Raw genomic sequence first — 16834 nt, forward strand, 5'->3', positions numbered from 1 at the left:
GGCGAAGCGCCGCTCAGGCGCCCGCCATGAAGGTGCGCACACCCGAGCCGACAAACTGGACACCGATGCAGACGAGCAGGAAGCCGGTCAGCCGACTGACCACATTCACCCCTTCCCTGCCCAGCCAGCGCGACGCCCAGCGCGCGGAACGCAGCACCAGCCAGATCGCCAGACAGGTCACGGCAATGCCGGCCACCGTCGCCCCGTAGGCAGTCGCCCGCAGCAGGCCACCCGACAGCTCGGCAATCTCGGTCGAGATGCCGATCACTGTCGCCAAGGCTCCGGGTCCCGCAATACCCGGCATGGCCAGTGGAAAAAAGGCGAAGCTGCCGCCGGAAGCTGACTGTGCCGCCGGTTCGACCGTATCGAACAGCATGCGGTAGCCAATCATGGCTACCGTGAGCCCGCCGGCAATGCGCAACGCCCCGTAGGAAATACCGAAGACTTCGAGGACGGCAACGCCCGCGAACAATCCAACCGTAAGCAACAGAAAGGCATACAGACAAGCCCTGAGCGCCTCCCGGTTGGCTGTCAGCGACGGCACGCCGACCGACAGCGACAGGAAGACCGGTATCTTCGACAGCGGATTGGTCATGGTCAGCAGACTGACCATGCCGCCGAGGAAGAAACTGAGTGCCATACGCGCCAAGGCTTCGTTCGTCATCGAAGGTTTTCTCAGTGGTGCAGGATCTTCGCCAGGAAGCTCTGCGCACGCTGCGAGCGCGGGTTGGCGAAGAAGGTTTCCTTGTCGTCATCCTCGACGATGGCGCCCTGGTCCATGAAGATCACCCGGTCGGCAACGCGCCGGGCGAAGCCCATTTCGTGGGTCACGCACATCATGGTCATGCCTTCGTGGGCCAGTTCGGTCATGACGTCGAGCACCTCGTTGACCATTTCCGGGTCGAGCGCCGAGGTCGGCTCGTCGAAAAGCATGCAGATCGGGTCCATGGCCAGCGCCCGGGCAATGGCCACACGTTGCTGCTGGCCGCCGGAGAGCTGCCCGGGAAACTTGGCTGCGTGCGCCTTGAGGCCGACCCGCTCGAGCAGCTTGAGCCCCTTGTCCATCGCCTCGTCCTGGCTGCGGCCGAGCACCTTGACCTGGGCAATGGCCAGGTTCTGGGTGATGCTCATGTGCGGGAACAATTCGAAGTTCTGGAAAACCATCCCGACCCGGGCGCGCAGCTTGGACAGGTTGGTCTTCGGATCGCCGACCGAGGTGCCGTCGACGATGATTTCGCCGGCCTGGAAGGGTTCCAGGCCATTGACGCACTTGATCAGGGTCGACTTGCCGGAGCCGGACGGACCGCAGACGACGATGACCTCGCCCTTGGCGACCGAGGTGGTGCAGTCCTTGAGCACCTGGAAACTGCCGTAATGCTTGCTCACGTTGGTGATGTTGATCATGGAGTGTCTCCTTGGGCGGCGCTCAGGCCGGGGTGTATTTTTTCTGGAGGCGCTTCACCAACTGCGAAGCGCTGAAGCAGATGACGAAATAGACGGCGCCGGCAAACAGCAGCAACTCGACCAGGCGGCCATCGCGGTCGCCGACCTTGTAGGCGGCGCCAAAGAAGTCGGCCAGCGCGGAAACATAGACCAGAGAGGTGTCCTGGAAGAGGATGATGGCCTGGGTCAGGAGCAGCGGCACCATGTTGCGGAAGGCCTGCGGCAGCACGACGAGGCGCATGGACTGGCCATAGGTCATACCGAGCGCCGAGGCGGCGGCAATCTGGCCCTTCGGCACGCTCTGGATGCCGGCGCGGATGATCTCCGAGTAGTAGGCTGCTTCGAACAGGGCAAAACCGGCCATGGCCGACGACAAGCGCAGGTCAGTCCCCTTCGGAATGTTGAACAGCTGCCCAACGAACTCCGGCACGATCAGGAAGAACCAGAGCAGCACCATGACCAGCGGCACGGCGCGGAACAGGTTGACGTAGCCGGCGGCGAACCACGACAGCGGCTTGATCGACGACAGCCGCATCATGGCGAGGATGGTGCCCCAGACGATGCCGACGACGACCGCCTGGGCGGTGATGACCAGCGATATCTTCATGCCGTCCCACAGGAAGGGCAAGGCGCCGGGAATGGAGGACCAGTCGAATTCGTAGATCATGATTTACCTCCGATGTAGCCGGGCACTGCAATCCGCTTCTCGAACCTGTGCATCAGGGTCATCACGGTAACGTTGATGATGATGTAGGACAGCGTCACGGCGATGAAGGACTCGTAGGGCTGGGCCGTGTAATCGACCAGCTGGCGGCCCTGGGCAGCCAGTTCGAGGAGGCCGATGGTCGAGCAGACGGCGGAGTTCTTGAAGATATTGAGGAATTCGGAGGTCAGCGGCGGCACGACCAGCCTGAAAGCCATGGGCAACATCACGTGGCGGTAGGTCTGCGGCAGCGTGAAGCCGAGGGCCAGGCCGGCATTCTTCTGCCCCCTGGGCAAGGAATTGATGCCGGCACGCACCTGCTCCGCGACACGGGCGCTGGTGAACAGGCCGAGGCAGACCATCGAGGCGAGGAACTGCTGCAGTACCGGATTGGACTGCTTGTAGGCGTCGCCGATGCTGGCCGGCAACAGTTCCGGCAGCACGAAGTACCAGATGAACAACTGGACCAGCAGCGGCACGTTGCGGAAAAGCTCGACATAGGCTGTGGCGATGCCCGCCAGCGTCTTGTTCGGCACCGTGCGCAGGACGCCGACCAGCGCCCCGAGCATCAGCGCCAGCACCCAGGCTGTCAGCGACAGCGCGATGGTCATTTTGAAGCCGGAGAACATCCAGCCCAGATAGGTATCGTCCCCGGCAGCCGACGGCTGCAGGAAGACGCCCCAGTTCCATTGGTAGCTCATGCTAAACCCCTTTCCCGAAACGCATCCCGGGGTGTCGCCCCCCCGGAATCCGCCAGAATTACTCGAAAGCCTTGTCGTTCGGAGCCTTCATCAGGGCTTTCATGTCGTCGGAGAGCGGCATGTTGAGATTCAGGCCCTTGGGCGGGATCGGATTCATGAACCACTTGGCGTAGATCTTCTCGGCGTCGCCGGAGGTCAGCGCCTTGGTCAGGGCGGCATCGACCAGCCTCTTGAACCCCGGATCCTCCTTGCGCAGCATGCAGCCGTAGGCTTCCTTGGATTGCGCCGTACCGACCACCACCCAGTCGCTTGCCCGCTTGGCCTTGGCCATTTCGCCATAGAGCAGCGCGTCGTCCATCATGAAGGCCACGGCCCGGCCGGTTTCCAGCGTCAGGAAGGATTCGCCATGATCCTTGGCCGAGATGACGTTCATCTTCAGCTGCTTTTCCTCGTTCATCTTGCGGATCAGGCGCTCGGACGTGGTACCCGCCGTCGTGACGACGTTCTTCCCGGCGAGATCGGGGAAGTCCTTGACCCCGGACTCTTTCTTGGTCATCAGCTTGGTGCCGATGACGAAGATGCTGGTCGAGAAGGCCACCTGCTTCTGGCGCTCGGTGTTGTTGGTCGTCGAGCCACACTCGATGTCGACGGTGCCGTTCTGGACGAGGGTAATGCGGTTGGCGGAGGTGACCGGCATCAGCTTGGTATCGAGCTTGGCCAGCTTGAGTTCGCTCTTGATGGCGTCGACCACCCTGAGCATGAGCTCATGGGAATAACCGATCACCTGCTGCTTGTCGTCGTAATACGAGAAGGGAATCGAGGATTCGCGATGGCCGAGCGTGATACTGCCGGTCTCCTTGATCTTCTTGAGCGTGGGAGATTCCTGGGCGATGACGGACGAGGAGCAGGCGGCCAGGACCGCAGCGGCGAGAACGATACGTTTCATTATTTTGTCTCCGGAAAAGATGAAGCCGCCTCCGGCTTCCCGATTCATCATACGCACATGCCGTACCAAGGACAACGGAGCCAATAACAAACGACAACAAGCTGTTTTTAAAAGATTTTATGAAAAACAAGGGGATCAGTTCGTCGGAAAACCGACGGAACAAAAAATTCGCCGTCGGTTTTCCGACAGCCGCCTGTCGAAACGCATGAAAAAAGCCGCCCGAAGGCGGCTTCTGCATCACAAATGGCGTTGAGTTCAGTTGATCCGCGTATCCAGCCCCTGCTCGGCCAGCTCGGCGGCGCGCAGCACGGCGCGGGCCTTGTTCTGGGTTTCCTGCCATTCCGATTCGGGGTTCGAGTCGGCGACGATGCCGGCGCCGGCCTGGACGTGGAGTTTCTTGTCCTTGATCACGCCGGTGCGGATGGCGATGGCGACGTCCATGTCGCCGTTGAAGCTGAGATAGCCCACCGAACCGGCGTAGATGCCGCGCTTGACCGGCTCCAGCTCGTCGATGATCTCCATGGCCCGCACTTTCGGTGCGCCGGACACGGTGCCGGCCGGGAAGGTGGCGCGCAGCACGTCGAGCGCGTCGAGGCCGGGTTGCAGCTTTCCTTCGACGTTGGAGACGATGTGCATCACGTGCGAATAGCGCTCGACGATCATGTTCTCGGTCAGCTTGACCGTTCCGACCCGGGCGACGCGGCCGCAGTCGTTGCGGCCGAGATCGAGCAGCTGGGTGTGCTCGGCCCGTTCCTTCTCGTCAGCCAGCAGTTCGGCGGCCAGCGCGGCATCCTCTTCCGGCGAAGCGCCGCGCTTGCGGGTGCCGGCGATGGGCCGCACGGTGACGCGCTCGCCTTCGAGGCGCACCAGGATTTCCGGCGAGGCGCCGACGACGTGGTAGTCCTCGAAGTCGAAATAGAACATGTAGGGCGACGGGTTCAGGCTGCGCAGCGTGCGGTACAGCGCCAGCGGGCTGGCCAGGAACGGCTTGGTCATGCGCTGCGACAGCACGACCTGCATGATGTCGCCTTCGGTGATGTAGCTCTTGGCCTTGAGCACGGCCTGCTTGAAGGCGGCCTCGCCGAAGGTGGACACCGCCGCTTCGGAATGCACCGGCTGCTCGCTGGGCAGGGTGACCGGCATGCGCAGCTTGCCCAGCAGCTCCTTCAGGCGGCTGCGCGCCTTCTGGTAGGCGCCGGGGAAGCCAGGCTCGGCGTAAACGATCAGGGTCAGCTTGCCGGACAGGTTGTCGACGACGGCCAGTTCCTCGGAAAGCAGCAGGCCGATATCCGGCGTACCGATTTCGTCGGGCTTGTGGGTGCGGGTCAGGCGGGTTTCGACATAGCGCACGGTATCGTAGCCGAAACAGCCGACCAGGCCGCCGCAGAAGCGCGGCAGGCCGCTGGCCGGCGGCGCGCGGAAGCGCTGCATGTACTTGCCGATGAAGTCGAGCGGATTGGTGTCGTCCTCGCGCTCGGCGATGCGGTTGCCGGTCAGCACCAGCACCTGGTGGCCATTGACCACGATGCGCGTCGAGGCGGCCAGGCCGATGATCGAGTAGCGGCCGAAGCGCTCGCCGCCCTGCACCGATTCGAGCAGGTAGGTGTAGGGGCCGTTGGCCAGCTTCATGTAGATCGACAGCGGCGTGTCGAGGTCGGCAAACGTTTCCAGCGAAACGGGGATGCGGTTGTAGCCTTGCGCGGCCAGCGCGTTGAATTCGGTTTCAGTCATGGGAAGCCTCAAAATGACGGGGTGTTGCAAAACTGGGGTGCGCCGGACGTGACACGCGGGCGCCAAACGGGCGAATGATTACGGACGCCAGCGGCGCCAACGAAGCTCGATGTTCCAGTGATGCAAGGTGGTCATTTCGTCAGGAGGTCTTGAAAGTGAGCGCCTGCCGGTAGGCGGCAAGCAAATCGGATACTAGCGCATCGCAATCGGCACTGTCCACCGGCTTGCCTTCGTTGTAGCCGTAGGGCACGCAGAAGGTCGGGCAACCGGCGGCGCGGGCGGCCAGGATGTCGTTTTCCGAGTCGCCGACATGCAGGTTGCGGTCCGGGCGCACGCCGAACAGGCGGCAGGCGTGCAGGATGGGTTCGGGGTGCGGCTTCTTGTGCGCCGTGGTGTCGCCGGAGACGATCACTTCGAAGAAATCGGCCATGCCCATGCGCTCGAGCAGCGCCTCGGTGAACATCCCCGGCTTGTTGGTGACGACGCCCATTTTCAGGCCGCTCGCCTTCCAGGCCGCCAAGCCCTCCAGTACGCCCGGGTAGATCTGCGTGAAGCGGCCATTGACCTCGCTGTAGTGGCGCTTGAACGACTCGATGGCGGCGTGCAGCGCCTCGGCGGTCGGCGCCTGCCCATGCGTCAGGCAACGCTCGACCAGCACGGCCATGCCCTTGCCGACGAAGCTGTGCACCTCGGCCTGGCTGCGCGGCGGCGCACCGACGTCGGCGAGCATCAGGCGGCAACCTTCGGCCAGGTCGGCGATGGTGTCGAGCAGGGTACCGTCGAGGTCGAAGGTGACTGAGTGGAAATGCATGATGGGCGGACCGGCAGACGATGAAGACAGCGAGTATATAGCGCCGCCGGCCTGCCCGCCCTAGCGCACGCTGATGCTGGCCCGGTCGAAGCGCCCGTGCTCGTCCATCACCGTGATGTCGACACGGCCCGTTTCGCTCAGCCGATGGATGAACGGCAGGCTGGCCGGGCGGTGCGCAAGCAGCCTGCCGTTGAGCAGCCAGTACACCTGTCCGCGCTGGCCGCGCACCTCCAGGCGGATGACCGGCTCCTGGTCGGCGCGCAGGCGCCTGATGACTTCGCCGTCGGTGACGCCCGAAATACGCAGCCCGGCCTCCGGCTCCGCCTGCTGGCGGCATCCCGCATCCCAGGCCGGCGGCAGCGCCTTGCGGCGCAGGTCCGCCCCCAGCCAGGGCTCGAGCGCCGCCGGCCAGCGCGCTGCATCGACCTCGCGGCGCGGCCGGTCGCTGCACGCCGGGGTCACGCGCAAGCCGCTCGCCGCATCGACCTGGTAGCGGTAACGCATCTCGCCGCTGCGCAGGCGATCCGGGAAGGTCGGCGGCGCCGTGTCGTTGAGCAGCCAGGCCAGCGCCTGCCGGTGGCACAGCCCTTCCTCCGCCGAATCGTAGCGCCCGCCCAGCGGCCAGCACACTTTCCGCTGGCCGACCGACGGCGGCGGCGTGCGGGTGACCGCCGGCTGCTGGTCGAGGGCGCTGAAGATATCGACCAGCAGCGGCGCCGCGATGTTGGCGCCGAAGAAACCGGGATTCGGCGTGCCATCCGGCCGGCCGACCCAGACGCCGACCGTCAGCCGGTCGGAAACGCCGACCGCCCAGGCATCGCGAAAGCCGAAGCTGGTGCCGGTCTTCCACGCGATGCCGCGCCGGATGCCGCTGCCGGCCTCGACCGCCCGGCCGACCGGGCCGCCGGATTCGAGAATGTCGCGAATGATGAAGGCGGCGCCGGCGGAGAGCATGCGCTGCTCGACCCGGGGCGCCTCCGGCGTATAGCGCGGCTTGCCGGCCATGCCCTGGCGGGCGAAGGCGGTGTAGGCGCCGACCAGCTGTTCCAGCGAGGTGCCGGCGCCGCCGAGGATGACCGACAGGTTGGGCGACTCGCCCTTCGGGAAATCGAGCTTCAGCCCGCCGCGGCGCAGCGCCGCGACGAAACGGTTGGGATCGAGGCGTTCGAGCACCTCGACGGCCGGCACGTTGAGCGACTTGACCAGCGCCTCGGAAACGCTGACCGGGCCGTGGAAGCTTTGCTGGAAGTTGCCCGGCTGGTAGCCGCCGAAGGACTGCGGCACGTCGCCGAGCAGCGATTCGGAATGGATCAGGCCTTCATCCAGCGCCAGGCCGTAGAGGAAGGGCTTGAGCGTCGAACCCGGCGACCGCGAGGCACGCACCATGTCGACGTGGGCGAAGCGGTCGGCATCGGCGAAATCGGCCGAACCGGCGTAGGCGCGGACCTCCAGCGTCTCGTTGTCGACCACCAGCGCCGCCATCGAGACGCGCGGCGGCAAGGCGCCGAGGCGATGCGCCAGCAACAGCTCGACCCTCTGCTGCGCCTGGGCGTCGATGGTCGTGTCGAGTCGCTGGCAGCCGGCCGCCTCCTTGCGCAAACGCTCGGCGAGCAGGGGCGCCAGCAGCGGATCGCGTACCGTCTGGGCGACCACCGGCTCCTGCAGCGCATCCCGGATATCGGCCTCGGACCATGTGCCGGCCATGCGTTGCAGCACCTTGTCCCGGGCCAAACGGGCGCGCTCGGACTGGCGGTCTGGGCGCAAGCGTGACGGCGCCTGCGGCAGCACGGTGAGCAGCGCGGCATCGGCATGGCTCAGCAGCCGGGCCGGCTTGCCGAGATAGGCGCGGCTGGCGGCTTCGACGCCCTCGAGGACGCCGCCCATCGGCGCGTAATTGACGTAGATGCCGAGGATTTCGTCCTTGCTGTAATGGGCTTCCAGCTGCAGGGCGCGCAGGATCTGCCCGAGCTTGCCCGGCACGGTCTTGGGCATGGGTTCGAGGATGCGCGCCACCTGCATGGTCAGCGTCGAGCCGCCGGAAACGACATGGCCGTGGCGCGCCCATTGCCATGCCGCGCGGGCCAGGGCCAGCGGATTGACGCCGGGATGCCAGTGGAACCAGCGGTCCTCATAGCCTTCCAGCGCCTCGAGATAGCGCGGCGACACCTCGGCCAGCGTCACCGGATGCCGCCAGACGTGGTCGCGGTCGGGAAAGGCGCGCAGCGGCGTGCCGTCGCGGGCGACGATGAGCAGCGCATTCGGCGCATCGCGGCCGGGCACCCGGGGCGGGAAGGCGCGGTCGAGCACCAGCAGCAAGACCAGCACGGCAAGGACGAGCCACACCCGGCGCGGCAGGCGTTGCAGCCTGCCGCGCCAGAATGCGAAGCCCCCCTCGCCCGTCACGCCACGCTCAGGGCTTGGCGGCCGGCGTGCCCGAGGCCGCCTTCTCCCGGCCGTCGGTGACGGTCAGCGTCGCCTCGCCGGTGGCCAGGCCATAGACGTCCGGACGGTACATATCCTCGGCGTAGACCGGCGGAAAGACGAACCTGCCCGGCGTCACCACGCGCGCCCGGTAGAACAGGCTCAGCTTGCCCTGCAGGCGGGCGGCGACGACGAAACGGTCGTCGCGGAACTCGACATGCTGAATGCGCGGGTCCTGCATCGCCTCGGCCGGATTGACCCGGTCGATGGTCGTGCTGGCGATGCCCTCGCCCTGCGCGATGTTGAGGTTCTCGATTTCCAGCCCGGCCGGGATCTTGTCGACGACCATGCCGGTATTCACCCAGCTCCGCGGATTGACGTTGATGCGCACGATCACCGATTCGCCGACGCGCAGCGCCCGCGGCCGCAGCGGTTTGCCGTCGGCCTCGAACAGGTCGCGCGACAGGGCGATGGCGTCGTCGCGGTTGGCCGGCATCTTCGCCGGGTGGCCGCTCAGGCTGAGCTGCAGGTAGAGCTTGTCCTTGTGCGTGTTCTTGAGGCGCACGCCGCCCTGCAGTGCTGACGCCGTCAGCGGGTAGACCAGGTTGCCCGAGGCGGTGACGCTTTCCGGCTTGTCCTTGCCGGCGAACTCGGCGCTCCAAGTTGTTTCACCCCCCGTCTTGCCAGCGAAATTGCGGCCGAGCAGGAACAGCGCAAGTTTTTCCTGCGTGCTGGTGTAGCGATTCTTGCCCAGCTCCGCGGCGGCGATGGCGACCAGATTGTCCTTGCCCTCGACCTTGAGCTTGTGGCGTTCGAGCAGCGCATACGACAGCGCCGCATCGCGCAGCGGGCTGCCGTAGTCGCCCCACCAGTAGCCGGCGTCGCGGCTCTTCTTGACGCCTTCGGCCAGCGCCGTCTGGGCGCGGGTTTCGTCGCCCATCAGCTTGAGTGCCAGGCCGAGATGGACCAGGGCCAGCCCCGAATGCGCCTGCTCGCGCAGCTCGAACATCTGGCGCAGCGTGGACAGCGGCGCCTTCGATTCGCGGGCCAGCACGTAGCCGCCGTAGGCCAGCACGCCGAAGCGGCCGGAACCGGCGTAGCGGTAGTCCTGCCAGCCGTTGTCGCGATAGACCACCTTGCCGCTCGGCAGTCCGGCGGCGCCTTCCTGCAGGTTCTTGAGCAGGAATTCCATGGCGTTCCTGTGCATCGCCTCCGGCACGTCGAAGCCCTGTTCGCGGGCATCGAGCAGGAAGTTGCCGACATAGGCCGACAGCCAGTACTGGTACTCGGAGACGTTGCCCCACAGGCTGAAGCCGCCGTTCGGCGCCTGCATCGCGCCGAGGCGGGCAATCGCCTTGCCCAGCATGTCGGCCCGCTGCTCGCGGCTGTAGGCCTTGAGGCCGAACAGCCTGGCGCCCTCCTCGTCGACCAGCACGTGCGGGTAGGCCGTCGACGTGGTCTGCTCGGCGCAGCCGTAGGGGTAGGTCAGCAAGCCCTGGATGGCGCCGCGCACGTCGATCGGCGCCTTGTCGGAAATCACCAGGTGCGACTGCACGGTGCTCCTGATGAAACCGCCCAGCTCGGCTTCCTTGATGTCGACGCTTTCGCCCGGCCCGACCGCCAGCAGTTTCATGACCTGCTGTTGGGGCGTCGCCGCCTGGACCTGCAGGCCGAAGCTGCGCTCCAGCTTGAGGCCGCCGGTGCCGCTCACCGCCACGCGCACATCGGTCAGACCGAAGGCGCTGCCCGCCTCGACGGCGAAGCGCAGGGTCTGCTTCTGCTGGTCCTTGAGTTCCAGTTCGCGTTCGGCGTTCGCCACCTTCAGTCCGTCGCCGTTGATGACGCGGACCTTGAGCTTCTGCGCTTCGCCCGACAGGTTGTGCAGGTCGAGCGCGACGGTGGCGTTGTCGCCGACGGTCAGGAAGCGCGGCGTCATCAGCTCGGCGACCAGCGGCGCGGCGACCACGGTTTCCGCCTCGGCATTGCCGAACCTGTCGGGCGCGGCAACCACAGCCATCAGGCGCAGCGTGCCGTTGAAGTCGGGCACGTCGAGCGCCACCTCTGCCTCGCCCTGGGCGTTGAGTTCGACCGGGCCGGAGAACAGGTCGACCAGCCGGACCTTCTTGGGCAGGCTCTTGGTCGCCTTGGGCGCGGCGTCGCCGCCGAACTTCAGCTTGCCCTTCTGGCCGGCCATCTTCTCGATCAGTCGGCCATAGACGTCGTACTGGTCGGCGCCGTAGCGTTGCTTGCCGAAGAAATGGCCATGCGCATCGGGCGTTGCGTAGCGGGTGATGTTGAGGATGCCGACATCGACCGCCGACAGCGTCACCATCGCCTTCTGGCCTGCCGCCGCCGGCACCTTGACCTTCACCTTCAGCTTGCTTTCCGGCAGCATTTTCTTCGGTGCCTCCAGCGTGACCGCCAACTTGCGGTCGCCGCGCTCGAGCGGCAGATGGGCCAGGCCCAGGGCACGGGCCGGGGTAACCTTTTCGCCGCTGTTGCCGGGGCGCAGCACGGCCACCGACACGTAGAGATCGTGGCGCTTCCAGTCCTTGTCCACCGGAATGTCGAGCGTCGTGCCATCGGCCGGCACCGCGACGCGCTTCAGCCACAGGGTCCTGTCGCCCTCGACGGTGACCAGCGCCTCGCCGGCATGCGGCGGGGTGATGGTCAGCTTCGCGGTCTCGCCGTCCTTGTAGGCCGGCTTGTCGAACTTCAGCGCGACACGGTCCGGACGCACGCCCTGGGTTTCGTCGCCGCGCGCGCTCCAGCCGGCGTAGAAGCGGTATTTGGTGAGCTGCCGGGTTTCCGGATCGGTGATTTCCAGCCGGTAGCGGCCGTACTTGACCGGCAGGCCGAGCTTGCCGCGTCCGCCGTCGGCGATGCTGACGCTGCCGGTATCGACCAGTTCGTCGGTCTCGGTGAAGCCGCTGTGCCAGCCGCGCTGGTCGTCGAAACGCCAGTAGTAGTCGCGGTTCTCGCGGAACAGGCGGACCGGCAGCGCCTTGCCGGCGAACAGCTTGCCGTCGGCGTTGGCACGGATGACCTCGAACTGCGCGACGCTGCCTTCGCGGGCATAGTCGCCGGCGAACAGCGGACGGACGCCGACCAGCACCGGCGCCGGCCAGATGACGCGTTCGAAATTGCGCACCACCGGGCGACCGCCGGTTTCCAGCAGGCTCAGCGTGGCACGAACGGTATAGGGCGAGCGCTTGCCGTTGGCCGGCGACAGGTCGACGTCGAGACTCAGGTCGCCGTTCTCGTCGAGGACGTTCTGTTCCAGCTCGACGCGCTCGCGCTGGCTGTCCTCGTTGGTGTCGCCGAACTCGAAGCCCGGCAGTTTCTGGGCGAGCGGATTCTTCTGCCGTTCGAACACGGCAACGCCGAGCAATTGGTTGCCGGCGGCCGGCGCGCCGTAGAGATAGGCGCCCTTGACCGCGACGCTCAGGCTGTCGTCGGGCGACACCGTGGCCTGCTTGCTCGTCAGGTCGAGCTTCATGCGCTCGGGCATGAACTCCTCGACGCCGAAGCGGTAGCTGGTCGTCGCCAGCTTGTCGGCCGGGTCGGCGCGCAGTTCCAGCGTCCAGAAGCCGGTCGGCGCATCGACCGGCAGCTCGATGCGGCTCTGGTAGTAGCCGCCCAGTCTGGCGTCGGGCTGCCAGGTGGCGGTGAACTGGCTCTTGCCGTCGGGGCGGCGCAGGATGGCCTGGATCGGCTGCGGCGCGACCGGCCGGCCGTCGGCGTCGCGGGCCAGCACCGAGAGATCGAACTGCTCGCCCGGCCGATAGAGGTTGCGGCCGGAGTAGGCGAACAGGCGCACCGGACGGCCCGGCAGGCCGGCGACATCGTATTCGGAGAGGTCGAGCGCCGGCTCCTTGAGGGTGATCATCGAGATCTGCTGCCCCTGGCGGGCGACGACGACCCTGGCGCCGGCCGGGCGTTCGGCAAAGGCGGCACGGCCGTTGCCGTCGGTTTCGGCGCGGGCGACGACCTTGGCGTTTTCGTCCATCCACGCCACTTCGATGCCGGATACCGCCTTACCCGTGGTCAGCGAGCTGACGTAGGCATCCGCCCCCTTGGCGAACAGCCGGGTGGCGAGGCCGAGGTCGCTGACGTAGAAATAGGTGACCTGGTAGTCATGGCGGAAGCGGTTGGGCAGGCTCATCACCGCGATGTAGATGCCGGGCTCGCGCAGCTCCTTGATTTCCTCGACCGGAATGAAGGTCACGTTGCGCTTGTTGGGCTTCTGCTCGGTCAGGAAGCGCCCGACGAAAACGCTGTCGGTGAGCTTGTGCATGGCGTCGAGCGACCAGTTGCTGATCGCCCCCTTGAGGTCGGTGGCACGCCAGTCGGTGTCCTCGTCGTAGGCAAAACCATCCTCGTCGTTCTGGCGGCGGTTGGGCGCCTTGCGCGGGCCGCTGATCACCTTGTCGAGGAAGCGCGGCAGCTGGTCCGGCTTGACGCGCAGGAACTGGATGTCGACTTCCGGCACGTTGACCGTCATCACCGGCAGCCCGCCGTTCTGTTTGGCCGGCAGGACCATGCCGCGGCTCGGGAAATAGTAGGCCGGCGAAACCGTGGCGGTGAGGATCGAATAGCGCCCCTCGGCCGCCAGTTTCTCGCCCGAAGCGGCCGGCAGGCCGGCCGCGACGCGGATCACGTAGCGCGTCTGCGGCTTGATGTGCGGAAAGTAGAGGAGGCGCGGGTTGTCGCCGACGACCCAGGCGCCCTTGACCAGCTTGCCGCCGTCGGTCCTGACGTCCTCGTCCTTGGTGCTGACCTGCGGATTGGCGATGCCCGGCGCCTGCTCGTCGTCGAACCCGCCCTCCTCGTCGTCATTGCGAGCCGCCCTGACGCCATCGGCTGCACGCGGCGGCATTTCGAAGACCTGGATCGTGTCGTCGTAGCTGCCCCGGGCGCTCATCGGATGGGTAAAACTCAAGGCCAGCGCCGGTGCGCCTTCGAAGTCGCGATTGGCGACGTCGGCGATCTCGAAGGGACCGGCATCGCCGCCTGCGCCACCGTCGGTCGCCGGAACGTAATAATGGAGAAGCCCCGCAATGGCCGCGCCAACGGCGATCAGCAGGGCCAGGACCCGAATATTCAGCCGCCCGGAAAACAAGGACATCGACGCCCCCTCAGAATGTTTGACAATGAACCGCCGGGCGCGAACCCGGGCGGCGAATTATGACATTTATCTGGAGTAGGCAGCGACCGCGGCGGATCGCCGGACGGCGACGAAAGGACTAAACCTTGGCCAGTTCGCCGCGCAGGGCGCCGATGATCGAGTCGTAGCGGTGCGCGTCGCTGTCCTTGCCGGCACCATAGACGGCCGAGCCGGCGACGAAGGCATCGACCCCGGCGCGGGCGATCTCGGCGATGTTGCCGACATTCACGCCGCCGTCGATCTCCAGCCGGATGCGCCGGCCGCTTTCGCGTTCGTAGGCATCGAGCTTGGCACGGGCCTGCCTCGCCTTGGCCAGCGTGCCGGGAATGAACTTCTGGCCGCCGAAGCCGGGGTTCACGCTCATCAGCAGGATGACGTCGAGCTTGTCCATGACGTAGTCCATGTGGTCGAGCGGCGTCGCCGGGTTGAAGACCAGGCCGGCCTGGCAGCCGCCTTCGCGGATCAGCGACAGGCTGCGGTCGATGTGGTGCGAGGCTTCCGGGTGGAAGGTGATGATGTTGGCCCCGCCTTTCACGAAATCGGGGATGATGCGGTCCACCGGCTTGACCATCAGGTGCACGTCGATCGGCGCCGTGGTGCACGGCCGGATCGCTTCGCAAACCAGCGGCCCGATGGTCAGGTTGGGAACATAATGGTTGTCCATCACGTCAAAGTGTATCCAGTCGGCCCCCGAGGCGATGACGTTGGCCACTTCTTCGCCCAGCTTGGCGAAATTGGCGGACAGAATGCTCGGTGCAATGACGTAATCTTTGGCTGACATGATGTTTCCCTGAACAATAACGAACGAAATTATCCCATGCCCGACAACAAGTACCGAATCGAAGTCAGCCCCCTGCCGCAGTTCATTCCGGATCAGTCCGATCCGGACAATGACCGTTACATCTTTGCCTATACGATCACCATCAGAAACACCGGAGAAATGCCGGCCCAGCTGGTTTCCCGGCACTGGATCATCACCGATGCCCACAACGAGGTGCAGGAAGTGCGCGGCCTGGGCGTCGTCGGCAAGCAGCCGCTGCTGCAGCCCGGCGAGAGCTTTCAATACACCAGCGGCTCGTCCCTGACGACGCCGATCGGCACCATGAAGGGCAGCTACCAGATGGTGGCCGAGGACGGCACCCACTTCGAGGCGGAGATTCCCGAATTCGTGCTGGCCAGCCCGCGCGCCCTGCATTGAGCCTCAAGCACAGCTATACCCTGATCGCCCCGTTCTACGACGCGGCGATCGACCGGGTGACCCGCAGCGCCCGCCAGCGCAGCCTTTGCGCGCTGCCGGCCGAGGCGGGGCGCGTGCTGCTGGCCGGCATCGGCACCGGGCTCGACCTGCCCTACCTGCCCGGCGGTCACCGCTACGTCGGCCTCGACCTGACCGACGCCATGCTGCGCCGCGCCCTGCCGCGCGCCGTGGACGTCGACTTCGCAGCGGTGCAGGGCGACGCCCAGCGCCTGCCCTTCGCCGACGCCGCATTCGACAGCGCCGTACTGCACCTGATCCTGGCCGTCGTCCCGCAACCGGCCGACTGCCTGGCCGAGATTGCCCGCGTCGTGCGCCCCGGCGGCAGCATCCTGGTATTCGACAAGTTCCTGCGCCGCGGCCAGCCGGCGCTCATGCGGCGCCTGGTCAATCCGCTGATGCGCCGCGTCGCGACGCGGCTCGATGTCGTGTTCGAGGATTTGCTCGTCGCGGCGCCCGCGCTGGCGCTGGAGGACGACCAGGCCGCCCTAGCCGGCGGCTGGTTCCGGACGATCCGCCTGCGCCGACTCTGAGGCGGGCGTTTCCGGCCCGGCCGCGACGGCCGGCGGCTGGTCCTTGCCGAGGGCATCCTCGATCCAGGCCAGCATCAGCGTATAGGTCACGGCCAGCACCACCGGGCCGACGAAAATGCCGATCAGGCCGAAACCCAGCATGCCGCCGATGACCCCGGCAAAGATCAGCAGCAGCGGCAGGTCGGCGCCGCGCTTGATCAGCATCGGGCGCAGGAAGTTGTCGAGGGTGCCGACGACCAGGCTCCACACCAGCAGGAAGGTCGCCCAGCCGGTATCGCCCGTCCAAAACATCCAGCCGACGGCGGGCAGCAGCACCAGCATCGGGCCGATCTGGGCGATGCACAGCATCAGCATCAGCGCCGACAGCAGCGAAGCGAAAGGCACGCCGGCGACGGCCAGCCCGATCCCGCCGAGTACGGTCTGCACGATGGCCGTCACGCCGACGCCGAGGGCCACGCCGCGAATCGCCTGGCCGGCCAGGACGATCGAATTCTCGCCCCGCTCGCCGGCCAGCCGGCGACCGAAACGGCGCGCCATGCGCGCCCCCGTTTCGCCGCCGGAATAGAAGATGGCCGAGATGGTGACGACGAGCAGGAACTGGATCAGCATGCCGCCCAAACCACCCACTTGAGTGAGCACCCACTTGCCGGCATCGGCGGCATGGGGCGTTGCCTTGGCCACGACACCCGCCGCCCCGCCGGCCGCCAGCTGGCTCCACCCGGAGGCCAGGCGCTCGCCGACCAGCGGCAGGGCACCAACCCAGGCAGGCGGCGGCGGCAGGCCATTGGCCGCGACCGACTTGCCGGCCGCCGACAGCGCTGCGGAATGATCGAGAATGGTATCCAGGGCCAGCCACAAGGGCAGCACGAGCAGGAGCAGCATGCCCAGGCTCATGATCAGCACGGCGATGCCGCGCCGCTTGCCCAGACGATCCTCCAGGCCGACAAACAAAGGCCAGGTGGCGACGACCAGCATCGCCGCCCACACCGCGGCGGCCAGGAATGGGCGCAATACCCACAGGCTGAGGCCGATCAGCCCGAGAATGCAGAGGATGGCCAGGGTATTCCTGGCCAGATCGCGGCGAATGTCGGTCATCGGTTTAACTCCAGTCAGGCCGCCAGCC

General features: G+C 66.4%; 13 protein-coding genes. 2 read left to right on the forward strand and 11 right to left on the reverse strand.

Translation table 11 applies throughout. The features are described from left to right. Positions 1–13: 13 nt before the first annotated feature. The 10 genes from Q0P59_RS07780 to rpe all read right to left on the reverse strand — a co-directional run bounded on the left by Q0P59_RS07780 (position 14) and on the right by rpe (position 14704). Positions 14–664, reverse strand: a complete 651-nt coding sequence (locus tag Q0P59_RS07780) for a MarC family NAAT transporter (RefSeq protein ID WP_295005293.1) — start codon at positions 662–664, stop codon at positions 14–16. Positions 665–675: 11 nt separating this feature from the next. Further along, the gene (locus tag Q0P59_RS07785) at positions 676–1404 is read right to left on the reverse strand and encodes an amino acid ABC transporter ATP-binding protein (protein ID WP_295005295.1); all 729 of its coding nucleotides are present in this window, start codon (positions 1402–1404) and stop codon (positions 676–678) included. A 22-nt stretch (positions 1405–1426) separates the two neighbouring features. After that, positions 1427–2110 carry a glutamate/aspartate ABC transporter permease GltK gene (gene gltK, locus Q0P59_RS07790; protein ID WP_295005297.1) on the reverse strand — a complete coding sequence of 228 codons (684 nt, stop codon included), beginning with the start codon at positions 2108–2110 and terminating at the stop codon, positions 1427–1429. Beyond that, positions 2107–2847 carry an amino acid ABC transporter permease gene (locus Q0P59_RS07795; protein ID WP_295005299.1) on the reverse strand — a complete coding sequence of 247 codons (741 nt, stop codon included), beginning with the start codon at positions 2845–2847 and terminating at the stop codon, positions 2107–2109. Before Q0P59_RS07795 ends, gltK begins: the two co-directional genes overlap by 4 nt. A gap of 58 nt (positions 2848–2905) precedes the next feature. Further along, a complete protein-coding gene (locus Q0P59_RS07800; RefSeq protein ID WP_295005301.1) occupies positions 2906–3793 on the reverse strand; it encodes a glutamate/aspartate ABC transporter substrate-binding protein in 888 nt (295 codons plus the stop codon). Positions 3794–4048: 255 nt separating this feature from the next. Further along, the gene (gene trpE, locus Q0P59_RS07805; protein WP_295005303.1) at positions 4049–5524 is read right to left on the reverse strand and encodes an anthranilate synthase component I; all 1476 of its coding nucleotides are present in this window, start codon (positions 5522–5524) and stop codon (positions 4049–4051) included. A 139-nt stretch (positions 5525–5663) separates the two neighbouring features. Beyond that, positions 5664–6335, reverse strand: coding sequence for a phosphoglycolate phosphatase (locus Q0P59_RS07810; protein ID WP_295005305.1), 672 nt, complete (start codon positions 6333–6335; stop codon positions 5664–5666). A gap of 60 nt (positions 6336–6395) precedes the next feature. Next, positions 6396–8738, reverse strand: coding sequence for a penicillin-binding protein 1C (gene pbpC / locus Q0P59_RS07815; protein WP_295005307.1), 2343 nt, complete (start codon positions 8736–8738; stop codon positions 6396–6398). Between the two features lie 7 nt (positions 8739–8745). Then, the gene (locus Q0P59_RS07820; RefSeq protein ID WP_295005309.1) at positions 8746–13884 is read right to left on the reverse strand and encodes an alpha-2-macroglobulin; all 5139 of its coding nucleotides are present in this window, start codon (positions 13882–13884) and stop codon (positions 8746–8748) included. A gap of 118 nt (positions 13885–14002) precedes the next feature. Further along, positions 14003–14704 (reverse strand): ribulose-phosphate 3-epimerase, encoded by a 702-nt coding sequence (rpe, locus tag Q0P59_RS07825; protein WP_295005311.1) that lies wholly within the window; start codon positions 14702–14704, stop codon positions 14003–14005. 36 nt (positions 14705–14740) lie between these two features. Here rpe and apaG point away from each other — a divergent pair, with 36 nt between their 5' ends. Together apaG and Q0P59_RS07835 are read left to right on the forward strand one after the other, a co-directional pair. Next, positions 14741–15121 (forward strand): Co2+/Mg2+ efflux protein ApaG, encoded by a 381-nt coding sequence (apaG, locus tag Q0P59_RS07830; RefSeq protein ID WP_295005313.1) that lies wholly within the window; start codon positions 14741–14743, stop codon positions 15119–15121. Next, positions 15118–15711 carry a class I SAM-dependent methyltransferase gene (locus Q0P59_RS07835; protein ID WP_295005315.1) on the forward strand — a complete coding sequence of 198 codons (594 nt, stop codon included), beginning with the start codon at positions 15118–15120 and terminating at the stop codon, positions 15709–15711. The genes apaG and Q0P59_RS07835 overlap by 4 nt, the downstream gene beginning before the upstream one ends. On the opposite strand, the gene ydiK is transcribed toward Q0P59_RS07835, so the two are convergent. Continuing rightward, positions 15667–16806 carry an AI-2E family transporter YdiK gene (gene ydiK, locus Q0P59_RS07840; protein WP_295005317.1) on the reverse strand — a complete coding sequence of 380 codons (1140 nt, stop codon included), beginning with the start codon at positions 16804–16806 and terminating at the stop codon, positions 15667–15669. The two genes, Q0P59_RS07835 and ydiK, sit on opposite strands and share 45 nt — an antisense overlap. Positions 16807–16834 lie beyond the last annotated feature (28 nt).

Source organism: uncultured Dechloromonas sp. (assembly GCF_945957265.1).
Taxonomy (GTDB): Bacteria; Pseudomonadota; Gammaproteobacteria; order Burkholderiales; family Rhodocyclaceae; genus Azonexus.

Excerpts from the sequence above, each read along its gene's own strand:
- gltK (WP_295005297.1), bottom strand. The coding sequence starts at position 2,110 with ATGATCTACGAATTCGACTGGTCCTCCATTCCCGGCGCCTTGCCCTTC.
- Q0P59_RS07785 (WP_295005295.1), bottom strand. The coding sequence starts at position 1,404 with ATGATCAACATCACCAACGTGAGCAAGCATTACGGCAGTTTCCAGGTG.
- Q0P59_RS07780 (WP_295005293.1), bottom strand. The coding sequence starts at position 664 with ATGACGAACGAAGCCTTGGCGCGTATGGCACTCAGTTTCTTCCTCGGC.
- apaG (WP_295005313.1), top strand. The coding sequence starts at position 14,741 with ATGCCCGACAACAAGTACCGAATCGAAGTCAGCCCCCTGCCGCAGTTC.
- trpE (WP_295005303.1), bottom strand. The coding sequence starts at position 5,524 with ATGACTGAAACCGAATTCAACGCGCTGGCCGCGCAAGGCTACAACCGC.
- Q0P59_RS07820 (WP_295005309.1), bottom strand. The coding sequence starts at position 13,884 with ATGTCCTTGTTTTCCGGGCGGCTGAATATTCGGGTCCTGGCCCTGCTG.
- Q0P59_RS07800 (WP_295005301.1), bottom strand. The coding sequence starts at position 3,793 with ATGAAACGTATCGTTCTCGCCGCTGCGGTCCTGGCCGCCTGCTCCTCG.
- Q0P59_RS07795 (WP_295005299.1), bottom strand. The coding sequence starts at position 2,847 with ATGAGCTACCAATGGAACTGGGGCGTCTTCCTGCAGCCGTCGGCTGCC.
- Q0P59_RS07810 (WP_295005305.1), bottom strand. The coding sequence starts at position 6,335 with ATGCATTTCCACTCAGTCACCTTCGACCTCGACGGTACCCTGCTCGAC.
- rpe (WP_295005311.1), bottom strand. The coding sequence starts at position 14,704 with ATGTCAGCCAAAGATTACGTCATTGCACCGAGCATTCTGTCCGCCAAT.
- ydiK (WP_295005317.1), bottom strand. The coding sequence starts at position 16,806 with ATGACCGACATTCGCCGCGATCTGGCCAGGAATACCCTGGCCATCCTC.